Raw genomic sequence first — 24,790 nt, 5'->3', positions numbered from 1 at the left:
CCGCATTGCCGTTGCTGCAATGCCATTCGAAACGGTCGTGGATTGTCGTCATCCCTGGGAGGGGACCATGAACAAGCTGCATGCGAACACCCGCCACACCCCATTGGTCGCCGCACTGGCGGCTGCACTCACCCTGCTGGCCGGCAGCGCAAACGCACAGGACGCCAGCGCTGCCGCCGGGGTCACCGACCTGGACAAGGTCATGGTCAAGGGCGTGCGCGGCGCGCAGGCCGAGGCCATCGAGAACAAGCGCACCGCCGCGCAGATCATCGACTCGATCTCTGCAGAGGACATCGGCAAGCTGCCCGATGTCACCATCACCGATTCGCTGCAGCGCGTGCCCGGCGTGCAGATCCGGCGTTCGGCCGGCGAGGGCTCGCAGCTCAATATCCGCGGCATGCCGCAGGTGCAGACCACCATGAACGGAGAGTTGTACCTGAGCGCCGGTGGCGGCGACCAGTACGGCCAGCCGAACATCGGCCGCGCGCAGCCGGATTTCGTCGACATCCCGCCGACGCTGTTCAGCGGCGTGGACGTGATCAAATCGCCGACCGCCGCGGACCTGGATGGCGGCATCAGCGGTACCGTCTCGCTCAAGACACGGCGCCCGTTCGACCTGCCCGAAGGTTGGACCTTCAGCGGCCAGGCCGAAGGCTCCTACGGCGACCGCGTGCAGGAACTCAACGAGCTGTACTCGGGCCTGGCCAGTTTCCGCACCGAGCGTTGGGGCGCGTTGCTGGCGGTGTCGTACTCCGATGCCACGCTGGAGAACAAGCATCCCAGCGTGTATTCCAATGGCGCGCAGAAATCCACCGAGCAGAACGTGGGCTTTGATTTCAATGGCGACGGGCGCATCGGCAGCAATACCGATCCGTCCAACCTGCCGCGCGACTACTTCTACAACTGGGTCGCCACCGAGCTGGACAACCGCAGCACCGACCGCCAGCGCACCGGCATCAACGGCTCGTTCCAGTTCAACATCAACGATTCGTGGACGGTGCTGGCCGATGCGGCCTACACCAAGCTCGAAGACCAGGACACCTCGGTCGCCGCGCAGCTGCACACCGGTTGGGCCACCAACCAGTTGCAGCCCGGATCGGTGGTCGATTCCAATGGCGTGCTGGAATACGGCCAGTTCCGCTACAACCGCTTCCAGGCCCACTCGATGGCCGGCGTCGCCGACTCGGACGCGCTCAACACCAATCTGGAACTGCGCTTCGACGATGGTGGCCCCTTCCGTGCCTCGTTCCGCTGGGTGCATGGCGACGCGCAGCGCACCTACGACGAAGCGCGTGCCGATGCGGTGGTGACACGCGGCGACCAGATCACCCGCGCCGGCGGCGTGACGCAATGGGCCAACGCCAATGGCCTGCCGACGGTGGATGCCTCGGTGGATTTCCGTGGCACCTATCCGGCGGTCAACCTCGGCACCGATGTGTCCAACCCGGACAACTGGCAGCTGATGTCGACCTGGGCGCAGGGCAACAAGATCGAGGCGACGATGGACGCGTTCCGCGCCGATGGCACCTTCGAATTCGACGAGGGCGTGGTGCGCGGCTTCCAGTTCGGCATCCGTTACGGTGAGCGCGAGGTCAAGCTGGACACCTATCGCTACCTGTCGCCGGTGTCCACCAGCTGCGCCGACCCCAACCGCTCGCTCTACTACTTCAAGGATCCGCTGATCGTGGACACCTGCAGCGGCGTTTCCGAAGCGCGCCTGCTGCCGTTCAATTCGATTCCCGGTTACTGGGCCTACTTCAACGACTTCGATCCGCTCAGGGTCACCGGCCTGGGCAGCCAGGGCCTGCCGGCGATCAACCCGCAGGTCATGAAGGACCCGGTGGGCTACCTCAACAGCCTGTACCCGGGCAACGTGGCCTACCAGCAGGCTGCCGATTCCTACAAGGTCACCGAAAAGAGCACCGCGGCGTACTTCCTGGCAAACCTGGAAGGCGGCACCGGCAGCGCGGTGCCGTGGACGGCCAACATCGGCGCGCGCATCGTGCAGACCAAGCTGGCGATCGACCAGTACCTGAGCAGCGGCAACGTGTTCATCGGCAACGTTGAATGGAACGGCGTCAGCCCGGCGATCGGCACCAATCGCCTGAACCGTCAGTACACCGACGTGCTGCCCACCGCCAACCTGTCGCTGGACATCACCGACGCGCAGAAGCTGCGCTTTGCCTACAACAAGGCGGTGGCGCGCCAGGACCTGCCCGATCTCGGGCGCGGGCTGGTGAGCTTCTACGCGGTCAATGGCACGCCGCCGCGCAACCCTGCGTTGCCCTCGGATGCGGTGCTGTTCCTCAATGGCCGGTCCGGTAACCCGGATCTCGATCCGTATCGCGCCACCAACTACAACGCCTCGTGGGAATGGTATTTCTCCGATGCGTCGCTGGTCAGCGTGGGTGCGTTCCTGATCGACGTGAAGTCGTTCCCCACCACGGTGACCAACATCGAACTGTTGCCCGACGCCGATGGCGTGGCGCGGCTGGGCGGCCCGGTGGAGCGCATCGTCAATGGCGGCGGCGGCAAGATCAAGGGCTTTGAAGTCGGCTATCAACAGGCCTTCGACTTCCTGCCCGGCTGGTTGAGTGGCTTCGGTACCAACATCAACTACACCTTCTCCGATGCCGACACCGACAACACCGATATCCAAGGCAATACGTTGCCGATCGGCGACAATTCCAAGCACCAGGCCAACGCGGTGCTGTGGTACCAGAAGGACAAGTTGCAGGCACGCGTGGCCTACAACTGGCGCAGCAAGCGCTTCAGCCAGGTCAACAGCGGTGCGTGGGGCGACGAGCTGGCGATCTGGAACGACGACGTCGGCTATCTCGATGCGTCCTTCAGCTACGACGTCAACGACCACCTGACCCTGTACGCCCAGGCAACCAACCTGACCGGCGAAAGCGAGCGGCGCTACGCGCAGTGGACCAACCACTACTACGACCAGAACATCTTCGAGCGTCGTTACTACGCCGGCCTGCGTCTGCGCTTCTGATCCGGCTGTGCGTTGTGCGACATGGCGCACCCCGCGCCGTGTCGCACATGTTTCGCTGTTGTCACTCTCCAGGCGGTCATTGCGCTTTCTTCCCGTCGCCGTTGATTGCGGCGCTGCAGTACGCCTGACCGCAACGTCAGGCACCCTCCCATTCGGCCGCATCGTCGGGAAGCGATGTGGCCGTTTTTTTGTGTGTGATGGCGCAGGCGTTACACGATGCCGATCGATGCAGCACTTACCGCGCCGGCGGCCCGGCCGTCGAGCCGCGCTTGACCACGGTGTACTTCATCACCTGGTGCACGCCCTGCGCGGGATCGCCCTTGCGTCGCTGGCGGATCGCATCGGCCAGCAACGACACCGCGGCGCGGCCCATCGCAGTGACCGGTTGGTGCACGGTGGTGAGTTCGGGCCAGATGGTGGTGGCCACCGGGGTGTCGTCGAAGCCGGCGACCGATACATCCTCGGGTACGCGCAAGCCCAGGCCGTGCGCGACCGCAACGGCCGCAGCCGCCATATCGTCGTTGCTGCAGAAGATGGCGGTGGGCGGTTGCGCCTGTGCGAGCAGGCTGCGCGCGGCGAGCAGGCCGGAGTGATAGGTGAACAGACCCTCTGCCATCAATTCTTCGGCCACGGGCAGGCCAGCGGCCTGCAGGCTGTCGAGATAGCCATTGGCACGCAACGCGCTTGGCGTGTGCTTGGGGTCGCCCTTGATCAATGCGATGCGGCGATGGCCCAGTTCAACCAGGTGGTCGACGATGGCGCGCGCGGCCTGGTAATCGTCGATGCGCACCGAGCTGATCTGCGCCATCGGTGCGCCGCTCGCCACCGCCACGACCGGGATGCCGCGTGCATCGAGTTCGGCGATGGTCTGGCGCGAATCGCATAACGGGGGCGGCAGGATCACGCCGTCCACGCCGGCTGCCAGCAAGCGTTCGGTGGCGGCACGCTGGCTGCGGATGGCACCGCATTTCTCCACCAGCACCTGGCTGCCATTGAGGCTGCTTTGCTCGAGCAGGCCGAGCATGAATTGATTGAGGTAGGCCGCGCTGGGATTGCTGTACAGCACGCCGATGCGCAACAGGCCGCTGGTGCGCAACGAACGGCCTGCCAGATTGGGCCGGTACCCCAATGCCTGCACCGAGGCTTCCACGCGCACGCGCATGTCCTCGCCGACATGCGGGTGACGGTTGATGACGCGCGAGGCCGTCATCGGCGAGACCCCGGCGTGCTTGGCGACATCCAGCAAGGTCGCTGCATTGTTGGCACTGCGTTGGCGCTTGGCCGCCATTGTGTGTGCTCGTCCTGGAGTGGAAGCGAAAGGGCAGCAGGTACGCGCGAGGTCTGCAGCAACCGCGAGTGCCTGGCCGCTGGCACCCGCTGTCGATGGAGGTATCGGCACGCACAACGTGCAGCATGCGCGTCATCCGTGCCGCTCGCCCTCAACAGGCGCCTGCGACGTCTTCCGTCGCAGTTACTCGCTCGGCGGTTGCACGCTTTTCGCGCGACTGCCGAAATCGCCATCGGCCTCGGCCGCCAGGTATGCAAATACCGTGTAGGCCGCCACGTTCTGCGCCAGCGCCTTGGGGTCGATCTTGTCCAGGGTGTCGTCGGCGGTGTGGTGCAGGTCGAAGTAGTCGGTGCCGTCCTGCGCCAGCCATGCCCATGCGCCGCCCTTGGCGGAAATCGGCCCGACATCCGGGCCGGGGCCGCCCTTGTCCGGCACATACGCGATGCCCAACGGCGCGAGCACCTCGGCAATCTGTTTGGTCGCGGCGCGCGAGTCTTCCGGTGCCGCCGAGCCGGTGTTGAACGCATAGATGCGCCCGGCACCGAAGTCGCTCTCTGCGCCGATCTGGTGCAGCGCCATGTCCTTGGCATCCTTGCCGTGCGCGCCCGCATACGCCTTGCCGCCGTACAGGCCCTGCTCCTCGTTGGCGAAGGCCACCACGCGAATCGTGCGCTTGGGCGCCTGCTTGAGTTGGCCGATCAGGTGGCCCGCGGCCATGGTGATCGCCACGCCGGCGCCATCGTCGATCGCGCCGGTGCCAAGATCCCAGGAATCCAGGTGCCCGCCGATCACCACCACTTCCTTGGGCTTGCTGCGTCCGGTGATTTCGCCGATCACGTTGTACGAAGTCGCCGTGCCATCCCAGCCGCAATCCAGTGCCAGCCGCACACGCGTGCTGCCCAGCGCGGCCAGGCGCGCGAGCTGGTTGGCATCGGGCACCGACAACGCTGCTGCCGGCACCGGCGTCAGGCCTTCGTCGAAACGGGTGATGCCGGTATGCGGCACGCGGTGCGAGTCGGTGCCGGCCGAGCGCATCACGAAGCCGATCGCGCCCTTGCGGATCGCTTCCGACGGGCCCTTGCTGCGCACCGCGCCGCCATTGCCGTAATCCTTGCCGTCGCGCGCCTTGGTCATCTGGTAATCGACGAATGCGATCTTGCCGGCCAGCGATCCGGCCGGTGCGGCCTGCAGTGCGGCCAGGTTGTCGAAGCGCACCACCTCGCCCTCGACGGTGCCACCCGGGCTGCCGCCCAGGGCGGTGATGTGCAGGGGCTGCGCATGCGCACCGATCACCGCGGCCTGTTCGCTGCGCCGCTGCCACTTGGGAAAGCGCACCGGCTCGGTCCACACCTTGTCGAAGCCCAGTGACTGGAACTTGGCCTTGGCCCAGGCCACCGCGCGCGGATCGGCCTCGCCACCGGCAATGCGCGGGCCCACTTCGGTGGTCAACGATTCCACCACCGCAAAGCCGGTGTCGTCGGCCAAGGCCTGCTCGCGCAGCTGCGCGGCGGTGCGCAGTGCGCTATCGGCGATGGTGGTCTGTGCGGCGAGCGCGGGTGCGCAAGCGAGTAGGGCAGAGATGGCAACAGCGAGACGACGCATGCAGGGCGGCTCCAACGACAAGGGGGACCCCGAGCTTATCAGCGCGAGGTCCCCCGTCTGCGTGCGAAAGGTCATCCTCCTGCGCGACGTTGCGCAGTGGATGTGCCCGCTTACGGCACGCCTGGTGTCTTCAGCGTGTCGTTCTTCAACGAATCGCGAATCTCGCGCAGCAACAGCACTTCTTCGCTCGGGCCCTTGGGGGCGTCCGGCTTGCGGTGGGTCAGGCGGTTGATCAACTTGACCACCATGAAGATCGCGAAGGCGATGATCACGAACTGCACGACGGTGTTGATGAAATCGCCGTAGCCGATTGCCACCGCCGGAATTTCCTTGCCGGTGGCATCGACGCCGGCAGGCTTGAGCACCCAGGCCAGGCGTGAGAAATCCACATTGCCGATGGCCCAGCCGATCGGCGGCATGATGATCTTTTCCACCAGCGCGGTGACGATCTTGCCGAACGCTGCACCGATAACCACACCGACCGCCAGGTCGATGACATTGCCACGCATCGCGAATTGCTTGAATTCGCTGACCATTCCCATAGCGCACTCCAGATGCGGTCGCGGACCAACTGCCGCGGCGTGATCGTAGCGGGCGGCGTGTCAGCCCGCGATGATGCCGTGGCGCTCGGCGACGTTTTCCAGGCGTGCACTGAATTGATCGCCCGGCAGCAGCGGGCCGACACCGGCCGGCGTGCCCATGAAGATCAGATCGCCCGCGCGCAACGCATAGAGTTTGGAGAGCTCATGCAGGATTTCCGGCACGTTCCAGATCATCTGGTCCAGCAACGACTGCTGACGCACCTGGCCGTTGACCTCCAGCGACAGGTTCAATGCCTCCAGCGCACCCACTTCGCCGGCATGCACCAGCTCGCTGATCGGCGCGGAGTGATCGAAGCCCTTGGCGATGTCCCACGGCAGGCCCTTGGCCTTGGCGGCGGCCTGCAGATCGCGTCGGGTCAGGTCCAGGCCCACGCCGTAGCCATAGATCAGCGCCTCTGCCTGATCCACCGGCAACTCGCCCGCCGGCGCATCGCTGCCCAGTGCCACCACCAGCTCCACTTCGTGGTGCAGTTCCCTGGTGCCGGGCGGATAGGGAATGTGGTCGCCGTGGCCGACCACGATCGCATCGGCAGGCTTCATGAAAAAGGTCGGCTGGCCCCGTTCGGCCCTTGAGGCAGGCGCTGCGGCGCCCATCTCGCGCGCGTGATCGGCGAAGTTGCGGCCGACGCAGTAGATGCGGTGCACCGGAAAGTTGCCGCCACCAACCACCGGAATGCGCGGGACGTCGGCGGCGGGAATCACATCGTGGGTCATGCACGCATCCTTGGGGAACGGGGCAGCTGAGTCTAGCCGTTTGGCCGTGCATGACGGAACCGCCGTGCTGCGCGTTGAGTGCATCGCGCCGCCTGGCCGGCAGTGCGTGCGATCACGGTCTGCGTCGGCGCAGGCGAAAGCGCGCATGCCGGTCAGCTCATGCGCACAGTGATATCAGCATTCAATGCCCACCGCGCCGGATGGCGGTGGCGTGGTGCTTCAGTGCGACAACGGCAGTGCGGGCTTGCGCACCACGCGGTACTCGGCTTCGACCACGCGTGTCTGTTGCGGCGCGCGACGGTTCGACTTGCTCAGCAGCTTCCAGGCGATGCCGCCCAGGATCATCGCCGCGCCCACGAACACGCTGAAGAAGATCAGCACGGCAAGGATGACCAGACCGGCCAGGCCGGCGGCAACGCGCACCAGCGGGTGACGCGGCTTGCGCGGGGCAAACAGGTGGTGGAGGTTGCCGAATTGGAAGAGACGTGCAGGCATGGCGGTGGGCTGCCGGGCAGGAAACAGGCCCGCAGTATCGTTGCGGTTTCATGTCATTGAGTGAAAACTTCGTTAAACAATGGCCTGTTTTGTTAAGTCCATCACATCCAGTGGGCTAGAAGCAGGGCGTCCGGTCGGCAGGAACGCGCATTCGTGAGCGCAGTAGATGCATGCGTGGCGGCTATCGCATGGCGTCGGCGCGATGCAGGCGCGTGCCACAATCGCAGTCCGTTCTCCCATAGCAGACCGCATGTCTTCGCCATCGCCCACCACGCTTGCCGACCTGGCGCAGATTCCCGATGCCGGATTTCTGGAAGTCGAAGCGGTGTGGGACGGCGGCGCGGAGTCGCTGGTGCTGTATCGCGATGGTGCACAGGTACGCGCCTGGTTGAACGTCTGTCCGCATGCCGGCAGGCGGCTGGATTGGGCACCCGGCCAGTTCCTCAAGACCAAGGAAGGCCACCTGGTCTGCGCGGCACACGGCGCGGCGTTCGAGCTCAGTGGCGGCGAATGCATCAGCGGGCCGTGCCGCGGTCAATCGCTGCTGGCGGTGCCGGTACGCATCGAGGGGACGCAGGTGGTCCTTGGCTAGGTTGCCGCTCTAAGGCCGCGTCACACGATCCAGCACAACGTCCGCGTGCCGAGGCTGGAGCAAAGCGCGGCTGGCAGGACATCGCCAGCAGTCGTCGGCCAGCTTCAAGCAGCAGGTGGCGCCGTCGCCGCGTCTCGTGTCTGGCGATCGGGCGTGCAATGCGCCTAACGGCGCACCATCGATGATCGATCCATCTGCGCGCATATCTGCAGCGATCGCCGTCGCCGGCCACGACGCCGATTCAGCGCGCTGCCCACCAGAACATCAGGTTGATCATCGAGACCATGACCACGACGTAGATCAGCGACAGCGGTGCGCCCACGCGCCACAGCTCGCGTGGCTGATAGTTGGCCGGGCCGGCCACCATCGAGATCACCGGGTTGGAGGCGGTCATCAGATTGTTGGACGCCGACAACGCCACGATCAGTGCGAACGCGGTCGGGTTGCCGTTGGCCGCCAATGCCAGATTGACCGCGATCGGCACCATCACGATGGTGGCGCCGACATGGCTGATCACCAGCGAAAACGCGGTGGTCAGCAGCGCCAGGCTGATTTCCAGCGCCCACACCGGAATGCCCTCGGGCAGGCGGTCGATGGTGTGGCCGGCCACCCAGGCCGCGGTGCCGCTGCTGTCCATTGCCCAGCCCAGTGGAATCAGGCCGGCCATCATGAAGATGGTCTTCCAGTTGATCGAGGCGTAGGCCTCGTCCATGCGCAGCACGCCGCTCACCAGCATGCAGGCCACGCCGGTCATCAAGGTCAGCGCCACCGGCAGCCGCGAGGTCAGCGCGATCAGGATGGTGAAGGCGAAGATCGCCATGGCGATCTTGAACTTGTGCGGACGCTGTTCGCCCTTGGGGAAGTCGGTCACCGGCACGAAGTCGCGGCTTTCCGCCGCCTGCGCCAGGTCCTGCCAGATGCTGTGGAACACCAGCATGTCGCCGCCGCGCAGCGGCACGTTGCGCACGTCCTCGCGGATCACCTGCTTGTCGCGGTTGATCGCCAGCAGGCTGATGCCGCTCTGCTTGCGCAGGCGCAACTCGGCGGCGGTCTTGCCGATCAGCCGCGAGTTGGGCGGAATCAATGCTTCGGAAATGCCGGCCAGGCTGGGATTGAACAGATCGCCCAGGTTGCGCAGGCGCGAGGACATACGCAGGAAGTGGTTCTGCGCAAAGTCGGTCACTTCCTGGCGCGGGCCCATCGCCCCGAGCACGCTGCCGACCCAGATGCGCATGTCCGCCGGCGGCGCCAGGCGGGTGTCGTTGCCGGTCTTCAAGGCGAGCAGCAAGGGCGCGTCGTGCAGCGCCTCGGCCTCGCCCAGGGTCATGCCGACCAGCGGGCTTTCGGCGCTGACGGTGAGCTCGAACACGTCGCCGTCGATGCCGTAGGTCTTGGCGAAATAGCTCTCGGTGCGCGAGGGCGTGACGCCTTCGTTGATCAGGCGTTCTTCCTCGATCAGCTTGCGGTCGCCGTAGAAACGGAAGTACAGCAATGCAGCGATCAGCAAGGCCACGCCGATCGGCAGCGGCGCGAACATGGTCAACGGCTCGATGCTGGCCATGCCCGAGGGCAGGTTGTTGTTGGCCGACACCAGCAGGTCGTTGAGCAGGATCAGCGGCGAATTGCCCACCATGGTCAGCGCGCCGCCCATCACGATGGCCGCGGCGATCGGCAGCAACATGCGTTGCAGGGTCAGCCCGGTGCGCGCGGCCAGCCGCGAGGCGACCGGCAGGTACAAGGCCATCACCGACGGGTTCTGCATGAAGGACGAGTTCAGGCCGGAGATGGCCAGCGTCATCATCATCAGGCGTTGTTCGCTGCCGTGCGAGCGCCGCAGCAACCAGGTCGCCAGGCGATTCAACGCACCGGTGCGCTCCAGCCCCGCGCCGAGGATGGTGGTGGCGATGATGCTCATCACCGCGTTACCGGAAAAACCACCAAACAGTTCTTCCGGCGCCACCAGCCCGGTCACGCCCAGCACCACCAGCACGATCAACGCCACCACATCGGCGCGAATGCGCTCGAACAGGAACATCGCCATCGTGAAACCGACCAGCCCGAGGACGAGCTTCATATCGTTGGTCAGTGTCAGCGCGGTATCCATTGGGGGCCGGGAATGGGGAGTCGGGAATAGGGAATTGGCAGAGCGGGAAAGCGCTGACGCTGTGAGTTATCCGGGGGGCATCGCCGTTTGCTCCTGCGATTCCCGATTCCCGATTTCCGATTCCCGGTCATACAGCAAATCCCACACGCCGTGGCCGAGCTTCTGGCCGCGGGTTTCGAAGTGGGTCTGCGGGCGCCAGGCGGGGCGTTCGACGTGGCCGCGCGGGCCGGCGCGATTGACCAGGCCCGGTGTGGCGTCGAGTACGTCCCACATCTGTTCGGCGTAATCGGCCCAGTCGGTGGCCGCGTGCAGGCGGCCACCATGGCGCAGCTTGCGCACCACCAGCGCCGCGAACGCCGGCTGGATCAGGCGGCGCTTGTTGTGGCGCTTCTTGTGCCATGGGTCGGGGAAGTAGATGCGCACCTCGTCCAGCGCGCCATCGGCGATCTCGTGCTCGAGCACTTCCACCGCATCGTGGTGGTACAGGCGCACATGCGTGCTGCCGTCATCGTCCAGCGCATTGAGCAGGCGACCGACGCCAGGCGCATGCACCTCGATGCCGATGTAGTCGCGGCTGGGGTCCTGCTGGGCGGCAAAGCGCAATGCCGCCCCGTTGCCAAACCCGATCTCCAGCACCTTGGGCGCGGGACGGCCGAACGCCGCATCCAGGTCGCGCGCCGTGCCGCTGTAGTCCAGGCCGAAGCGTGGCCACAGCTCGTCAAACGCGCGCTGCTGCGCCGGGGTGAAGCGGCCCTGGCGCAGCACGAAGCTGCGCACCTGCCGGCGGCCCTCTTCGATGGTGAAGGGCTTGGGCGGCATCTTGGCGCCGTCGCTGGTGAAAGGATCAGTCATGAATTAGGTCGCATCAGAAAAGCCCCGCTCCCTTTGGGAGAGGGGTTGGGGTGAGGGTAGGGCGTGAGGGGGCACTCGCAGTAATGCGCGATCTGGCAACGGCCACATCCGGCACCTCACACCGCCAAGCATTGCGCATCGACTGCAATGTCAACGCAGCCCACCCACTCATCCAATCACGCCATCCACCGGACTGGACGCCGAGGCATACCGCTTGCGCGGAATCCGCCCGGCCAGGAAGGCCTCGCGTCCGGCCTCGATCGCCTTGCGCATCGCGCTGGCCATCAGGATCGGATCACGCGCACCGGCGATGGCGGTATTCATCAATACACCGTCGCAGCCCAGCTCCATCGCGATCGCCGCATCCGATGCCGTGCCCACGCCGGCGTCGACGATGATCGGCACCTTGGCGTTTTCGATGATTTCCAGCAGGTTGTACTTGTTCTGGATGCCCAGCCCGGAGCCAATCGGCGCGGCCAGCGGCATCACCGCCACGCAGCCGATCTCCTCCAGGCGCTTGGCCAGGATCGGATCATCGGAGGTATAGACCATGACGTCGAAGCCGTCGGCGACCAGCTGCTCGGCGGCCTTGAGCGTCTGCACCACGTCCGGATACAGCGTGCGCTCGTCGCCGAGCACCTCCAGCTTGGTCAGGTTGTGGCCGTCCAGCAGTTCGCGCGCCAGCCGGCAGGTGCGGACTGCATCTTCAGCGGTGTAGCAGCCGGCGGTGTTGGGCAGCAGCGTGTAGCGATCCGGCGGCAGCACATCCAGCAGGCTGGGCGCGTTCGGGTCCTGGCCGATGTTCACCCGGCGAATCGCCACGGTGACGATCTGCGCGGCGGCCGCTTCGGTGGCCAGGCGGGTTTCGTCCAGATCCTTGAACTTGCCGGTGCCGGTCAGCAGGCGCGAACGGTAGGGCTTGCCGGCGATGATCAGCGCATCAGAGGGGGCGGTATTGGTCATCAGGCAATTATCACCGATCGCGCGCGGCTGCGCCGGCCTGCGCGCCGCATCAGCCGCCGCCCAATGCGTGCACGATCTCCACCACATCGCCGGCACGCAAACGGTGCGTGGCATGCCGCCCGCGCGACACGATTTCGCCATTGACCTCCACCGCCACGCGCCGCTGTGCAAGACCTTCCTGCTCCAGCAGGGTTGCCAGCAGCAAGTCGTCGGGAATGTCGCGCGGGGTGCCGTTGAGTTGAATGTTCATGTCATCATTGTGGCATCGCGTGCCGTCAGGGCGCGCGTTTTTGCGTTATGCGGCAATGCAGCGTGAGCGCGGGCGGCGAGGGTGAAACCATGAGCCATGCGCCGGCGTACGTCAGCAGGTCCGGTCCAGTTCCACACTACCTTGAGCAGGCACTTCCATGGCTTCAACTCTTCGCCCGATCCGTTCCCTGATGGCCGTGGCCATCGCCATTGCGGCCACCCCGGCCATGGCCGCGTCTGCCTTCGACCAGACCGTGTTTTTCGGTGACAGCCTCACCGACAGCGGCTACTACAACCCGTTGCTGCCGGCCGCCTCGCGCGCAGTCACCGGCAAGTTCACCACCAACCCGGGCTGGGTCTGGGCCGAATACGTCGCCGACCATTACGGCACCAATGCAGCGCCCAACGGCAACGGCCAGACCGGCGACAACTACGCTGCCGGCGGCGCGCGCATCCAGGCCAATTCGACCAGCGTGCTCGGTGCCGCGCCGTCGGTGACCAGCCAGGTCAACACCTACCTGAGCGCCAACGGCGGCCAGGCCAATCCGAACGCGCTCTACACCGTGTGGGGCGGCGCCAACGATCTGCTCGCCGCTGCAGCTGCGCCGGCCCAGGCGCAGGCCATCATCGGCAATGCGGTCACCGCGCAGGTCGGGGCGGTCGGCGCCTTGCAGGCCGCCGGCGCGCGCTACGTGATGGTGCCGACCATTCCGGATGTGGGCATCACCCCGCGCTTCCGCGCCGGCGGTGCCGCCGCGATGGCGCAGGGCACTGCGGCGGCAACCGCCTACAACACCGCGCTGTTCAATGGCCTGCGCTCGGCCGGCTTGCGCGTGATCCCGGTGGACACCTTCCACATCCTGCAGGAAGTGGTCGCCGATCCGGGCACCTACGGCTTCAGCAACGTCACCAGCACCGCTTGCAACCCGGCCGTGCCGCTGCCGGCGTGCAACCCGACCAGCCTGGTCGCTGCCAACGCCCCGAACACCTATGTGTTTGCCGATGGCATCCATCCGACCACCGCCACTCACCAGATCCTGGGCCAGTACGCCATTTCGCTCCTGGAAGCGCCGCGCCTGCAGCAGGTGCTGACGCATTCGGCGCAGGCGATCGGCCGCGCGCGCGCTGACCAGGTGGCCTGGCATCTGGACGGCAAGCCGGATGCCGATGGCCTGCGTTGGTGGGGCAGTGTGCGTGGCGACATGCAGCGCTACGACCACGCCGATCTGTACGACGGCATGGCCCCGGCCGGCCTGTTCGGCGTGGACTGGACTGCCGGCGACCTGGTGTTCGGCGGCTTTGCCGGCTTCGGCAGCATGGATGCCGATTTCGGCAACCGCAACGGCAGCTTCAAGCAGGACGACACCACGCTGGGCGGCTTCTTCGGCTGGTACACCGGCCCGGTCTGGGTCAATGCCCAGGTCAGCTACAGCTGGCTCAGCTACGACGTCGACCGTGAAGTGCAGCTCGGGCCGGCCACGCGCGTGCACAGCGGCTCGCCGGACGGCAGCAACCTCACCGCCGCGGTCAACGCCGGCTATTCGCTGGGCGAAGGCAACGTCAAGTACGGCCCGGTGGTCGGCCTGACCTGGCAGAAGCTCAAGCTCGACGGCTACACCGAGGGCAACGCAAGCTCCACCGCATTGGGCTACGCCGTTCAGGACATCGATTCGATGGTTGGCCGCATCGGCTTCCAGGTGCGCCTGGACGGTGCAATGGTCAAGCCGTACCTGCAGGCAACCTACGACCACGAGTTCAAGGACGGCACCGAAGCCAGTGCCTGGCTGCAGTCGATGCCGGAAGTCGGCATGTACACCGTCCCGGGCCAGAACTTCGACCGCAACTATGCGACCGTCGTGCTGGGCGCCCGCACCGGCCTGTGGGGCCTGCAGAGCAATATCGGCCTGAGCACCACCACCGCACAGCGCAGCGCCCGCGATGCGACGCTGTTCGTGAACTTCAGCGGCAATTTCTGATCCGCGCCGCACAGCTGTCCACGCGGTGGATCTGCAAGACACGAGGGCCGGGCAACCGGCCCTCGTCACGTCTGCGCATTGCGCCCGACACCCGCACCCGCCTACACTCTCGCAACGCCACGCGGGCGTAGCTCAATGGTAGAGCTGTAGCTTCCCAAGCTACTGACGTGGGTTCGATTCCCATCGCCCGCTCCAGAGTTTTTACTCAGTTTGTAAGTGATTGACTGGGTTGAATATTTTGGCCAATTGATGATTCCGAGCGATGCCCCTTGAGGTATCAATCGAGGTATCAATCTTGCCCAAGCTTCTGATGATTGCGCGGTCAGCCGGCCTGTATGCGCGCTTCTTTGTCCCTACCGATCTTCGAGCCTCCATCGGCTCGCGTTACCTTGTCCGATCGCTGGGAAACCGTAGTGGGGACCACGCCAGGCTGGCGGCGGCCACGATGGGAATGGCACTATCGATGGCATTCGATGCCATGCGGAAAGGGATGACCGTGGATCTGGAAGAACTGCTGGAAAAGGTTCGCAGTGGGGACATCAAAGAGCTGACGCTGAAAGATGTGACGCTGCCGGACGGCACGCGCATCGCGCAGGCGCAGCTGGACAACCCCGCCGATGCCGGGATCTTCGGAGACCTAATGGTGCGGGCGCGGCAGACAGAGCCCACCGAGGTCATGGCGGCGAGGGTGGCCAAGCGTCGGCAACAGTTGCGCGAGGGCAGTCAACGCATCTCCGGCGATGACTCCAAGGCGCTGATGCTGTCCAAGGCGATGGTCGATCATTTGAGGGACTTGGCCGGGGCACGCCTGCATCAGAAGACCGTGTTGGAGAGCCGTCACACATTGCGCCTTGTTCGCCGGAATCATCGGCAAGGATGCCGGTCGCGTCGCTGACCCAGGATCACGTGCGGGCCTTCTTTGAGGGCGTGCGTTACTGGCCCTCGAATGCGACCAAGCGGCCGGCCTATCGGGACCTGTCGGTACTCATCTGCGCTCATCTTTCTCTTCTCGCCTGTGCGAAGTCACCTATGCGGCAGAGGCACCATTGCTCCTAGACCAGTCGCGGGCATGAGGTCAGCATTGGAGAAAGTTAAGGCGGTGGTGGCGTGCGGTAGGGGTGTGTCATTGGGTCGTTTGTCAAGCCTTTATCTGTGCGTGCTACAAAGGATCGCAGGGCATATAAAGGCCGCTTAGTGCAACCGAAACTTATCGGGTCTGTGAGCTAGATTTTGGGAGAGTCTCATCCTTGCATCATTAGTTAAAAAAGACATGGCAGTGAGCGCACTAATCTTTAACTCGACAAGCAAAACATCAGCTCGAGCTGGCAATAATAATGTCCTAGAACTATATTGCGTTGAAGCATTTGGACGTCTGCTAAGAGAAGGTGCATAACATACAAGAATTTTTGCCTACTCTTGAGGTCTCAACTTGTGAGATGGCTATGTGATCTCATGCTCTCCTATGGCGTCAAATGGAATAAACAGGAGAGGTGCCAGCTGAGCATGTTATATGGTGAGGTGTCAGACGTTAATCTCTGATGGTTGATATTGCCTATTGGCATCATTATTTTGCATATAAATATTTAAATATACGGGGTGAGCTATGAGCGATTCAATTGAAGTGACTCTTGAGGATGTGCCTGATGGAAGCGTGACGAGGCAGAAAATAAATCCTTCAACATACTCAACTATTCTTGAGTTACAAGCTGGGGTGGCCGATAATGGGGTTATTAGTCCTTTAAGATTGGCAGACAAGCTTAAATATGATGGTTTGGCCTCTGCCAGGTCGTTCGGGATTCTTGGGGATGGGTCTAACCAGACAGCGTTGATCAATTATGTTCTTAGCCTTGGTAAGCCAGTCTACTTTCCTGAAGGCAGCTATGCATGCTTTGATCAGCTTATTGTGCCAGCAGGGGGCGGTATCATCGGGTGCGGCGAGAAAACTAGATTTGTTAGAAATTTTAGTGCCGGAAAAGCACTTATAAGTTATGTAGGAAATGGTGGTGATGTTGGGCAGCAGCCATGGCTTCGTCGATTCGCCATCACAACAGCCCCAAGTCAATTTGTGGGGGAAAATGACAATGGCATAGAAATTGGCATTGCTGCGCCTTGGGGAGGTCGGGGAGATATCTCCGATATCACAATTGTTGGGCAATTCGATGGTTTTAAATGGAAAGGCGGCAGCGTGGCGTCTTTTAGTGCGATTCGTTGTTATGAAAACAAGCGGCACGGATTTTTTGGTGTCAACCCGCGTGGTGAATTGCTTGAGTGTCATGCGGAATATAGTGGTGGCAACGGTTACTATATCCTAGCAACTGCTCCTGGTGAAACTGGCGTTCGTCTCATCAATTGTGGAACGTTCTGTAGTCAGGAATTTGGCTTGCAGGTTGATGCTTCAGTTCCAGAGGGTGGTGCCAATGTTTGGCTGATTGGGCGCTTCTCTTCTTCATTCGATGGTAGGGGTGGAATTAACTCAACCAAGCCAATTGTGCAATTTTTATGGGATAAGATTTTCGTGGAGTATGCGGGATATTCTCGAAATTTTCGTCCTTCTTTTGCTGACTACCCAGATGCCAAGGGTGTTACCCTCGCTGGTCCGAGGGTCGAGAGGATAGCTGGAAGTGATCTAGAGATATACAATTGTCGCGGGCAAGGTATTCTTATCGACAATGCTGATGTCCAATTGTCAGGGATTACCAAAGTTGCTAATAATGGCCGAGGCCTTGGGTCGGGTGCCGATCGCGTGGGTTTTGGGATTCAAAACAGCGCCCGTGTCTTCATCCAGTCACTTTACACAGAAGCTCATAAATCGTCTGCCTCCCAGAGCACAGATTTGGCTGTCAATACTCCAGACTGTATCGTGGAGATGGGTGAGACGGATTGTAGGACTGTCTACAATGTTGGATCTCCAGTCTGTTGGGTTGGCCGAAGGAAAAATCTTGAGGCCGTAACGATTCCGTCTGCTTCTACGCTCTTGATTCCGGGGTATGCAAGGCGCGTAACGGTAACAGGTGGCAATAATATAAATGCTGCCACACCTACTTGGCCTGGTCATGAGATTGTTGTTTATTGCGAGGCCTCTCCGAGTATTTCCAATGGAAACAATCTAAGAAAGCAGTCATTGTCTGCGGAGAAGGTTAGTCGATGGACATGCGATGGCACTAGCTGGTGGATTTCTAGTTAAGCTTGTTTCTCGGCTAGGAGAGGTATTATTTCTGCTTGTCTCTAGATATCCATATCATGACGTCAATGCTAGGCATGTTTAGGCCTGTCAGGCATTGGCGTCGATGTTATTATTTTCGGGTTTGTCACTTTAGGGGTAACCCTCTGATATGGATCACTTTTAAGGCGTGGTGCTCGACTACCTTCGCGCTGACCGCGCGCTGTTCGTCAACAGCCAGTGCTGCATCCAGCTCAACGGGACCAACCCCCGACACCAGCGGTCCCCATTGGTATTGCAATGCCGTCGCCGTGAGCTTCAAAGAGCAGGCCGCCTACCTGTGCGAAATCACCTATGCGGCCAGAGCGCCCTCGTTGCGCGGTCGGCTGAGAGGGTGGGACGAACACTGGGAAGGGGTAAAGGCCGCGCTGATGCGGGACAGCGGTGTGCCAGCGGGGTGGTCCGTCAACCCTGGCTGTTCGTGCTGCAAGCGCACGTGGAGCGGTTGAAGGGCAGCTTGGTATCGCTAGGCATGCTACCGAGCCCGCGAATCACGTTCCTTGAGGATGTTGTGCCCTGGCGCTATCGTTTCTGGAACCGCGGAGCTTATGAAGATCCGACCGGTTAGTGAAGAAACGCGCCAAACGCGTGTGGTGACTATCATCGGTAGTTAGACAATGCGTGATGTGTCACAATTGAGAATCAATCTCATCTTTGGGTCAGCCACGTGGTTTGAAGCCGCCCTCGCTTTCAAGGGTTCTTCATGGCCGTCGACCATTCATTGCTTGCCTCGCTTTACCGCGATCATCAGCCTTGGCTACAGCGCTGGGTCGGTGGCCGGGTTGGGTCTCGAGAGGTTGCGCAAGACCTGACGCAGGACACCTTCACTCGCTTGCTCAGTGGGCGCGACCTTTGCGGATTGAATGAACCACGCGCGTTCCTAACGACGGTGGCCAAGGGCCTCATGGCTAATTGGTTTCGTCGCCAATCGTTGGAACGTGCCTACTTGGAAAGCTTGACTGCGCTTCCCGAAGCAATCGTGCCATCAGAAGAGGAGCGAGCGATCGTCTGCGAGGCGCTTTGCCTCATCGATGCAATGCTCGAAGGGTTACCTGTGGCTGTGCGCCAAGTCTTCCTGCTGGCCCAGTTTGAAGGCCTTGGGTATGGCGAGATTGGCTGCAAGCTTGACCTATCGCTGAGCACCGTCAAGCGACATATGAAGCGTGCTTGGCTCGCATGCCTGGCCTATGTGCCCTGACGACACCAAGTCCCCAATGCCACTTGATCCCTGCGTGCTCGAACAAGCCGCCGAATGGGTCGTGCGATTAGGAGAGCATGGCGGAGCTCAGGACCAAGCTGCCTGTGAGCGTTGGCAGCAACAGCACCCCGACAACGCACGGGCATGGCGAAGGGTTGAAGAGCTCTTGGGGACCATCAACGCGGTCCCACCTTCGATTGCACGCCCCGTATTGGATCGCCCCAAGCACCCGGGACGTCGCTTAGCCATGAAGCACTTAGGCGCCTGGCTACTCGCTGCCCCGGCTGGGTGGCTTGCCTGGCAACTGTGGGAACAATCGAAATGGGATCAACGCTTCAGGACGGGCACTGGGGAGTGGCAGCACCAGCAGCTCGCGGACGGAACCCAGATAGAGCTCGATTCCGGAACTTCGCTGGACGTGGCTTATGGTGCAAAACAACGCCTGCTGCGCTTGCAACAAGGTCAGGTGCTGATCAAGACCGCGCCAGACATCATGCCCTCACCGAGACCCTTTCGGGTTGCCGCGACGCACGGATGTATGCAGGCACTGGGTACACGTTTCAATGTGCGCGTAGAGGAGCATCGAACACACTTGGCGGTATTCGATGGCGCGGTGCGCATCGAGCTCGAGGAAACACGCGCTCGTCGTGTCGGGTGGATGCGGGCTTTGCCGTTTGGTTTGACCGCAATCGTTGCGTCATCGCTCCGAAGCCAACCGAGCAATTGACGGGCTGGTCAAGGGGCCTGCTGGTCATCAATGCCGAGCCACTCGGGCAGGTGCTCGAAGAGCTTGGGCGCTATCGCCATGGTGTGCTGCGTTGTGATCCGTCTGTGGCGCATCTCTTGGTGTCAGGCGTGTTCCCATTGGCTCATGTCGACCAGAGCCTCGACATGATCACCCAGACACATGGCTTGGCCATCGAGCGCCGAGCCAAAGGCTGGTGGACGACGGTCGTCCCAAAATAAAAAGCAGTCGGAGTGACCCTTTTTTCAATCTCGCGGGGCAAGTGGAAGAACCCCTATTGTTGAGCGCTGTCATGCGTCGTTTTTACCATCCCCTGCGGATTCGTCTTCTAGTCCTTGCCCTGGCTACCGTCTCAAGCTCGGCGTTTGCCCAGGCAACGCCCGCTCGATTGCCTGCGGGGCCGCTGGGCGCAACGCTCACCGCGTTTGCCACTGAGCGCGGGATCGCATTGTCGTTCGATCCCGCCTTGACCGAGGGGCTGACTGCGCCATCGATCGAGGGCAACATGACCGATCGCGAAGGCCTGGAGCGGCTGCTATCGGGTTCGGGACTGCGCTTGCTTGCACGCTCCAATGGAAGCTACACACTGCTTCGCGCACCTGCTGCGAGCAGCGGGATCATTCCATTGTCGCCCTTGCGCATCGGGGCGCAGCGCACGTTCCCTTACTCGGAGGGAATTGCACTGGATCAAGCCTACATTGATGCAGCGCCTCGGGGAGAAAGCGATCTCGCCACGCTACTGCGCATCAATCCATCGGTGCAGTTCAGCGACACAGCGAGAAGCTCGCGCAATGCCGGCGAGATCCGCCCGGCAGATTTCAGCATCAACGGCGCGCCGTTTTACCAGAACCTATTCCTGATCGATGGCATCAGCTTCAATAACGATATCGATCCGGTCTTCAACAACGCTGACCACTATGCTGATGTCCCTAGCCAGTCACAGGGCATCGCGGTCGATACCGATCTGCTCGAGGGCGTGACCGTCTACGATAGCAACGTGCCGGCAGCCTTCGGGAACTTCACTGGTGGCGTGGTGGACGCACAAACCCGTAAGGCAGGTGACCGTTTACACGGAAAAATCTGGTTCCGCATGGCGCGTTCGGTTTGGAATGACATCATCATCCCTCAAGGGCAAGAGCAGGACTTCGAGCAGTCAGCAACCAGCGATTTTCAACCCGAGTTCGACAAGTTCAAATTTGGGGCGCGACTGGAAGGACGGACCAAGAGCGGCATTGGGCTGATTGGGACTGTCACGCAGACTCGCTCGGAGATCCCTCTTCGAGGCTATACCTCGGGGAATGTGAGCAGCAGCGATGCCAACAGCAAAACGCAAACCCGGCAGAACACAGCGACCTCCTTGTCGGCCGATTGGAAAAGCGATAGTGGTATTGAGCTCGGTGCCAGCCTCACCTATGCGCCGACCGATGATCGTTACTTCATCCAAAGCGCCAAAAACTCATGGTTCGATCTGAAATCAGGTGGCCCTGTTGTGGCGCTGCGTGCCAACGTCGAGCGTGGGGCCTGGACGATGCGCAATACCTTGAGCTACAGCGATCTTGAGAGCTCCAGGCGAAGCCAGGTCGACTACTGGAAGTCCTGGGCCAAGTCACGGGAGTTCGATTGGGGCGTCAACAACAGTAGCCGCGAAGGAAGCTGGGGCAATGTTGATCAGCATGATCGCAAGGTGGGCTATCAAGCCCAGCTCGATCGGGAGCCCATTGCCTGGGGATCGAGCGAACACAATGTGCAGCTGGGCGTGTCCTTCCAGCATCGAGAAGCAAACTACGAGCGCCTCAATGACCACTACAACTACCTGCAACCCTATGCCACCACAAGCTGCACCAGTAGCAATGGCGCAGCGGACACGGATAGCTGCTCGCTGTCACCGGTCCTGACCTCTGTCACCGGAACGGTCGTCGCCGGGCGTGGTCAATACTTTCGCCGGCAAACCACCTATCGAGCAGGAGAGTTCGAGGTCAGCGGGCAGGCTTATGCTGCGTGGCTCCAAGACGACGTGCGCCTTGGAGACTTGAGCCTTCGTGGTGGTGTGCGTCTGGACAAAGACAGCATTTGGGACAAGACCACGCTCTCTCCACGGCTAGCCGCATCCTGGGATGTATTCGGCGACAAGACCACGATCCTCACGGGTGGGCTCAACCGCTACTACGGACGCAACTTCTTTAGTTACCTGCTTCGCGAGGGGCGTGAGCGCCTGACCCTGGTCAAGACACGCACGAGTGCACGCGCGGCATGGGAGAGTATCGAGGGCACATCTGCTGGTTCGACCAACCGGCTGAGCGATGTTGATATCCCCTATACCAATGAATGGACCATCGGACTGGATCAGCGTTGGCGCGGCCTGGATCTGAGTCTGAAGTATGTCAGTCGTGACAACCGCGACGAAGTCCTGCGCCAATCGGTTCGAAGTAACGATCCGTCCGGCGCATTCACCAGTAGCGTCTACGAGTATGTGAACAACGGGCGCAGCCGAAGCGATGTCTACACGCTGAGCGTGAGCCCTGAAAATAGCCTGGTCTGGGGGCCTAGTCGGACCCAAGTGCAGTTTGCCTTCGACTACACCGACACCCGGCGAAATTACAGCAACTACCAAACCAGCTGGAGCGATGAGAGCGACCAGTTGGTGCTTTATAAAGGCAACCGGATTTGGCTCTACGATCTGCCGGCGACCGACTTCGCGCGCAAGTGGACAGCACGCCTGTCAACACAGTCGCGTGTGGATATCGGGCCAGGCGAGCTTCTCTGGAGCAATTTTTTGCGATATCGCGATGGGTTTCGCGACATCGTGCAGCAAGGAAGTGAAGACGTTGGTGGCGAGGTCTATGACGTCTATCGTGATGTGAGCTATCCACGTGCCTTCACCGTGGACACCACACTCGAATACAGCTTCCGCTTGCCATCCGAGCAGCAACTTTATGTGCGTGTGGAAGCCATGAATGTGCTCAATCGCATCAACAAGATTGCTGGCACAACATCTTCATCATCTTACTTTGAGCAAGGGCGCAGCTACTGGCTGGAAGCGGGGTATCGGTTCTAATGAAGGTGGGTCAGCCGATGCGGTTGGGTGGTTGAGAGGTGGCACGTGTTGAGTCGCGATGTTGGCGTTGGTGGCTGATGCTGGCCGCATGCTGTGTTGCAGGCCATGCCGTGCCGGAGAGGACGAACACGCCCGTTCCTAGGGACTGCCGGGCAACGCTCGCCTTGTCATCCAATAGCGTGGACGTTGCGTGTCTGCGCCTGGCTTACGCAGGGCCGCAAGCGTCGTGGCCGAAACCTGAGATCTCTGAAGGCGCAGTATGGCAAGAACTTGCTCCCTTACCCGCGAAAGCGCCGACACCTGCCGACAACCCAACAACCGTGCAAAAAGTTGCTCTTGGAAGGAAACTCTTTGAAGACCCGCGACTATCGAGCTCAGGACAGATCGCGTGCGCCAACTGCCACGATCCAGAGCTTGGATGGGGAGATGGGCGTAGCGTGTCCTTTGGCCATAATCGACAACAAGGACGACGCAACGCGCCAAGTGTGGCCATGTCTGGTTTTGCCGAGTCACTCTTCTGGGATGGACGTGCCGGGTCGTTGGAGGAGCAGATCCGCCATCCCATTGAGGACGGCAAGGAAATGGCGTTTTCGCTTCCTGCCATGGTGGAGCGGCTCAATCAAAGCGATGACTACCCCGGTGAGTTCGGACACGTGTTTGGCTCGTCACGTATCACGGAGAAAGACATTGCTCAGGCGTTGGCAGCCTTTGAGCGAAGCTTGGTGCCTCGCGCCAATCGCTACGACCGATTTCTACAAGGGCAACGGGAGCTGCTGACCGATCAGCAGTTGTGGGGCTTGCATCTTTTCAGGACCAAAGCCCGCTGCATGAACTGCCATAGCGGTCCGACGCTTGCCGACAATCGTTTCCACAATCTTGGGCTTCATTTCTATGGACGTCAGCGCCAGGATCTGGGCCGGTATGAGGTCACCCAGGATGTTCGAGACAGTGGGAAGTTCCGCACGCCGTCACTGCGCAATGTGCGAAAGACAGGGCCTTACATGCATACAGGTGGTTTCGCGGATCTGCGCAGTGTTGTCAATGCCTACAACGCAGGCATGCCAAGGCCAAAGCCCAAAGGCGAGCAGATCGATGATCCACTTTTCCCGAAACCTGATCCCTTACTTCGACCCCTTGGCCTACAAAAAGAAGAGCGCGACGCCATTGTGGCGTTCTTGGAAACGCTTTGAAGGCCTGCTTCTTATTGCAGGAAAAATTCTACGGGAACTTCTAGTTCCACCGGATCGGGCAACGAGTGGGGCGGCCGAGGAAGCGGCTGCGCCCGGGAAAAGGTGCCTAACGCTTCATCATCAAGGGCTAGGTAGCCGCTCCCAAGGTGCACCCGTGCGGCCAGCACCCGGCCTTGATGATTGACCAGAGCGCGCACGAAGACGACACCTTCTTGTCGATGTGCCTTGGCGGTAGTGGGATAGCGACGGAAGCGCTGCAAGCGTTCCAAGACGCGCCCCTCCCAATTTGGGTCTGTCATTCCGGCAGCAGGAGCTGGCGGAGCAGGGGGCGAGTCTGGAGCAGCAGCTTGCGTCAAGGCAGCGTCTTGCTCAAGTGACGCTGCCAATGAATGTTCGACAACATCGGACGGCGGCATGAGGGTAATGCTAGGTAACGAGGCGGGCGCGGACTGCCGTGTCGCATGCTCGATAGGGGGCGCCTCTAAGCGAGGCGGGGACGAAGAAATGGTCCGTGACTGTTGTGGAACTTGCTTGGGTTCCAGGACTGGTGCGACCGGTGTGGGTGGCGCTGCCGCAGGAAGAAGGTTAAGGCGCATTCGAACCTCCTCCTGAGTCGGAACGCTTGCGTCAAAGCGCGTCTGATCAAGCACCAGCCACGCAATTAGCGCATGGATGACAACCGTCGCAACGCCCGCAGCAAGCCTTTGCCAGCGACTCTCTTGTGTGGCAAGGGCATGGATGGAAGAAAGAGCGGTAGCGGAGGGCACGGCGAAAAATGCAAACGAGACTCGTTCTATTTTACGCGCTAGCGACGTTAAGTGCGATGCGCTTTGAGCAGAAGTGCGTCTTGCGTGATGTATGTAATCGCATTTGAAGAGCATCAAGTCGCCAGGAAACGCGGCTGTAAGTCAAAGCCTCTGGCATAGAGGACGCGCTGTGAG

General features: G+C 61.8%; 18 protein-coding genes, 1 tRNA gene and 1 pseudogene. 10 read left to right on the top strand and 10 right to left on the bottom strand.

Annotated features, from left to right (window positions below; genetic code table 11):
- Positions 1-67 precede the first annotated feature (67 nt).
- A complete protein-coding gene (locus tag EO141_RS12185) occupies positions 68-3,004 on the top strand; it encodes a TonB-dependent receptor (RefSeq protein WP_119127561.1) in 2,937 nt (978 codons plus the stop codon).
- Between the two features lie 235 nt (positions 3,005-3,239).
- Here EO141_RS12185 and EO141_RS12180 read toward each other — a convergent pair whose 3' ends face one another.
- The 5 genes from EO141_RS12180 to EO141_RS12160 form a co-directional block, all read right to left on the bottom strand.
- Positions 3,240-4,292, bottom strand: a complete 1,053-nt coding sequence (locus EO141_RS12180) for a LacI family DNA-binding transcriptional regulator (RefSeq protein WP_126946591.1) — start codon at positions 4,290-4,292, stop codon at positions 3,240-3,242.
- Positions 4,293-4,475: 183 nt separating this feature from the next.
- Positions 4,476-5,894, bottom strand: a complete 1,419-nt coding sequence (locus EO141_RS12175; RefSeq protein WP_127169320.1) for a M20/M25/M40 family metallo-hydrolase — start codon at positions 5,892-5,894, stop codon at positions 4,476-4,478.
- Positions 5,895-6,004: 110 nt separating this feature from the next.
- Positions 6,005-6,436, bottom strand: a complete 432-nt coding sequence (gene mscL / locus EO141_RS12170) for a large-conductance mechanosensitive channel protein MscL (protein ID WP_024940317.1) — start codon at positions 6,434-6,436, stop codon at positions 6,005-6,007.
- Positions 6,437-6,496: 60 nt separating this feature from the next.
- The gene (locus tag EO141_RS12165; protein WP_127169319.1) at positions 6,497-7,210 is read right to left on the bottom strand and encodes a fumarylacetoacetate hydrolase family protein; all 714 of its coding nucleotides are present in this window, start codon (positions 7,208-7,210) and stop codon (positions 6,497-6,499) included.
- A 219-nt stretch (positions 7,211-7,429) separates the two neighbouring features.
- The gene (locus EO141_RS12160; protein WP_104583668.1) at positions 7,430-7,705 is read right to left on the bottom strand and encodes a hypothetical protein; all 276 of its coding nucleotides are present in this window, start codon (positions 7,703-7,705) and stop codon (positions 7,430-7,432) included.
- A gap of 250 nt (positions 7,706-7,955) precedes the next feature.
- Between EO141_RS12160 and EO141_RS12155 the strand changes: the two genes are divergently transcribed.
- The gene (locus tag EO141_RS12155) at positions 7,956-8,297 is read left to right on the top strand and encodes a Rieske (2Fe-2S) protein (RefSeq protein ID WP_104583667.1); all 342 of its coding nucleotides are present in this window, start codon (positions 7,956-7,958) and stop codon (positions 8,295-8,297) included.
- Positions 8,298-8,538: 241 nt separating this feature from the next.
- Here the strand turns inward: EO141_RS12155 and EO141_RS12150 are convergent, their stop codons facing one another.
- The 4 genes from EO141_RS12150 to thiS all read right to left on the bottom strand — a co-directional run bounded on the left by EO141_RS12150 (position 8,539) and on the right by thiS (position 12,466).
- Positions 8,539-10,401: an SLC13 family permease gene (locus EO141_RS12150; RefSeq protein WP_104583666.1), complete on the bottom strand. Its 1,863-nt coding sequence runs from the start codon at positions 10,399-10,401 to the stop codon at positions 8,539-8,541.
- Between the two features lie 66 nt (positions 10,402-10,467).
- The gene (gene trmB / locus EO141_RS12145; protein WP_127169318.1) at positions 10,468-11,253 is read right to left on the bottom strand and encodes a tRNA (guanosine(46)-N7)-methyltransferase TrmB; all 786 of its coding nucleotides are present in this window, start codon (positions 11,251-11,253) and stop codon (positions 10,468-10,470) included.
- 168 nt (positions 11,254-11,421) lie between these two features.
- Positions 11,422-12,216, bottom strand: a complete 795-nt coding sequence (locus EO141_RS12140) for a thiazole synthase (RefSeq protein ID WP_016903327.1) — start codon at positions 12,214-12,216, stop codon at positions 11,422-11,424.
- A gap of 49 nt (positions 12,217-12,265) precedes the next feature.
- Positions 12,266-12,466 carry a sulfur carrier protein ThiS gene (thiS, locus tag EO141_RS12135; RefSeq protein ID WP_104583664.1) on the bottom strand — a complete coding sequence of 67 codons (201 nt, stop codon included), beginning with the start codon at positions 12,464-12,466 and terminating at the stop codon, positions 12,266-12,268.
- 190 nt (positions 12,467-12,656) lie between these two features.
- On the opposite strand from thiS, the gene EO141_RS12130 reads away from it, so the two are divergent.
- The 8 genes and pseudogenes from EO141_RS12130 (at position 12,657) to EO141_RS12090 (ending at position 23,849) form a co-directional block, all read left to right on the top strand.
- Positions 12,657-14,441: an autotransporter domain-containing protein gene (locus EO141_RS12130; RefSeq protein ID WP_127169341.1), complete on the top strand. Its 1,785-nt coding sequence runs from the start codon at positions 12,657-12,659 to the stop codon at positions 14,439-14,441.
- 121 nt (positions 14,442-14,562) lie between these two features.
- Positions 14,563-14,636 (top strand) — tRNA-Gly (locus EO141_RS12125).
- Positions 14,637-14,703: 67 nt separating this feature from the next.
- Positions 14,704-15,425 (top strand): annotated as a pseudogene (locus EO141_RS12120) (DUF6538 domain-containing protein); the annotation flags it as partial.
- A 619-nt stretch (positions 15,426-16,044) separates the two neighbouring features.
- A complete protein-coding gene (locus EO141_RS12115) occupies positions 16,045-17,625 on the top strand; it encodes a hypothetical protein (RefSeq protein WP_127169317.1) in 1,581 nt (526 codons plus the stop codon).
- 739 nt (positions 17,626-18,364) lie between these two features.
- Entirely contained in the window at positions 18,365-18,859 is a 495-nt protein-coding gene (locus EO141_RS12105; RefSeq protein ID WP_127169316.1) for a sigma-70 family RNA polymerase sigma factor, read from the top strand.
- A gap of 16 nt (positions 18,860-18,875) precedes the next feature.
- Positions 18,876-19,586, top strand: a complete 711-nt coding sequence (locus EO141_RS12100) for a FecR domain-containing protein (RefSeq protein ID WP_164739184.1) — start codon at positions 18,876-18,878, stop codon at positions 19,584-19,586.
- Positions 19,587-19,896: 310 nt separating this feature from the next.
- Complete coding sequence (locus EO141_RS12095) at positions 19,897-22,659, top strand: TonB-dependent receptor plug domain-containing protein (RefSeq protein WP_127169314.1); 2,763 nt, start codon at positions 19,897-19,899, stop codon at positions 22,657-22,659.
- Positions 22,660-22,736: 77 nt separating this feature from the next.
- Positions 22,737-23,849: a cytochrome c peroxidase gene (locus EO141_RS12090; RefSeq protein WP_127169313.1), complete on the top strand. Its 1,113-nt coding sequence runs from the start codon at positions 22,737-22,739 to the stop codon at positions 23,847-23,849.
- A gap of 11 nt (positions 23,850-23,860) precedes the next feature.
- On the opposite strand, the gene EO141_RS21375 is transcribed toward EO141_RS12090, so the two are convergent.
- Complete coding sequence (locus EO141_RS21375; RefSeq protein WP_256359919.1) at positions 23,861-24,148, bottom strand: energy transducer TonB; 288 nt, start codon at positions 24,146-24,148, stop codon at positions 23,861-23,863.
- Positions 24,149-24,790 lie beyond the last annotated feature (642 nt).

Origin of the sequence: Xanthomonas sp. BRIP62415, from assembly GCF_003993515.1 — a bacterium.
Classification (GTDB): domain Bacteria; phylum Pseudomonadota; class Gammaproteobacteria; order Xanthomonadales; family Xanthomonadaceae; genus Xanthomonas; species Xanthomonas euroxanthea.
This window is presented reverse-complemented; position numbering and strand designations above follow the sequence as displayed.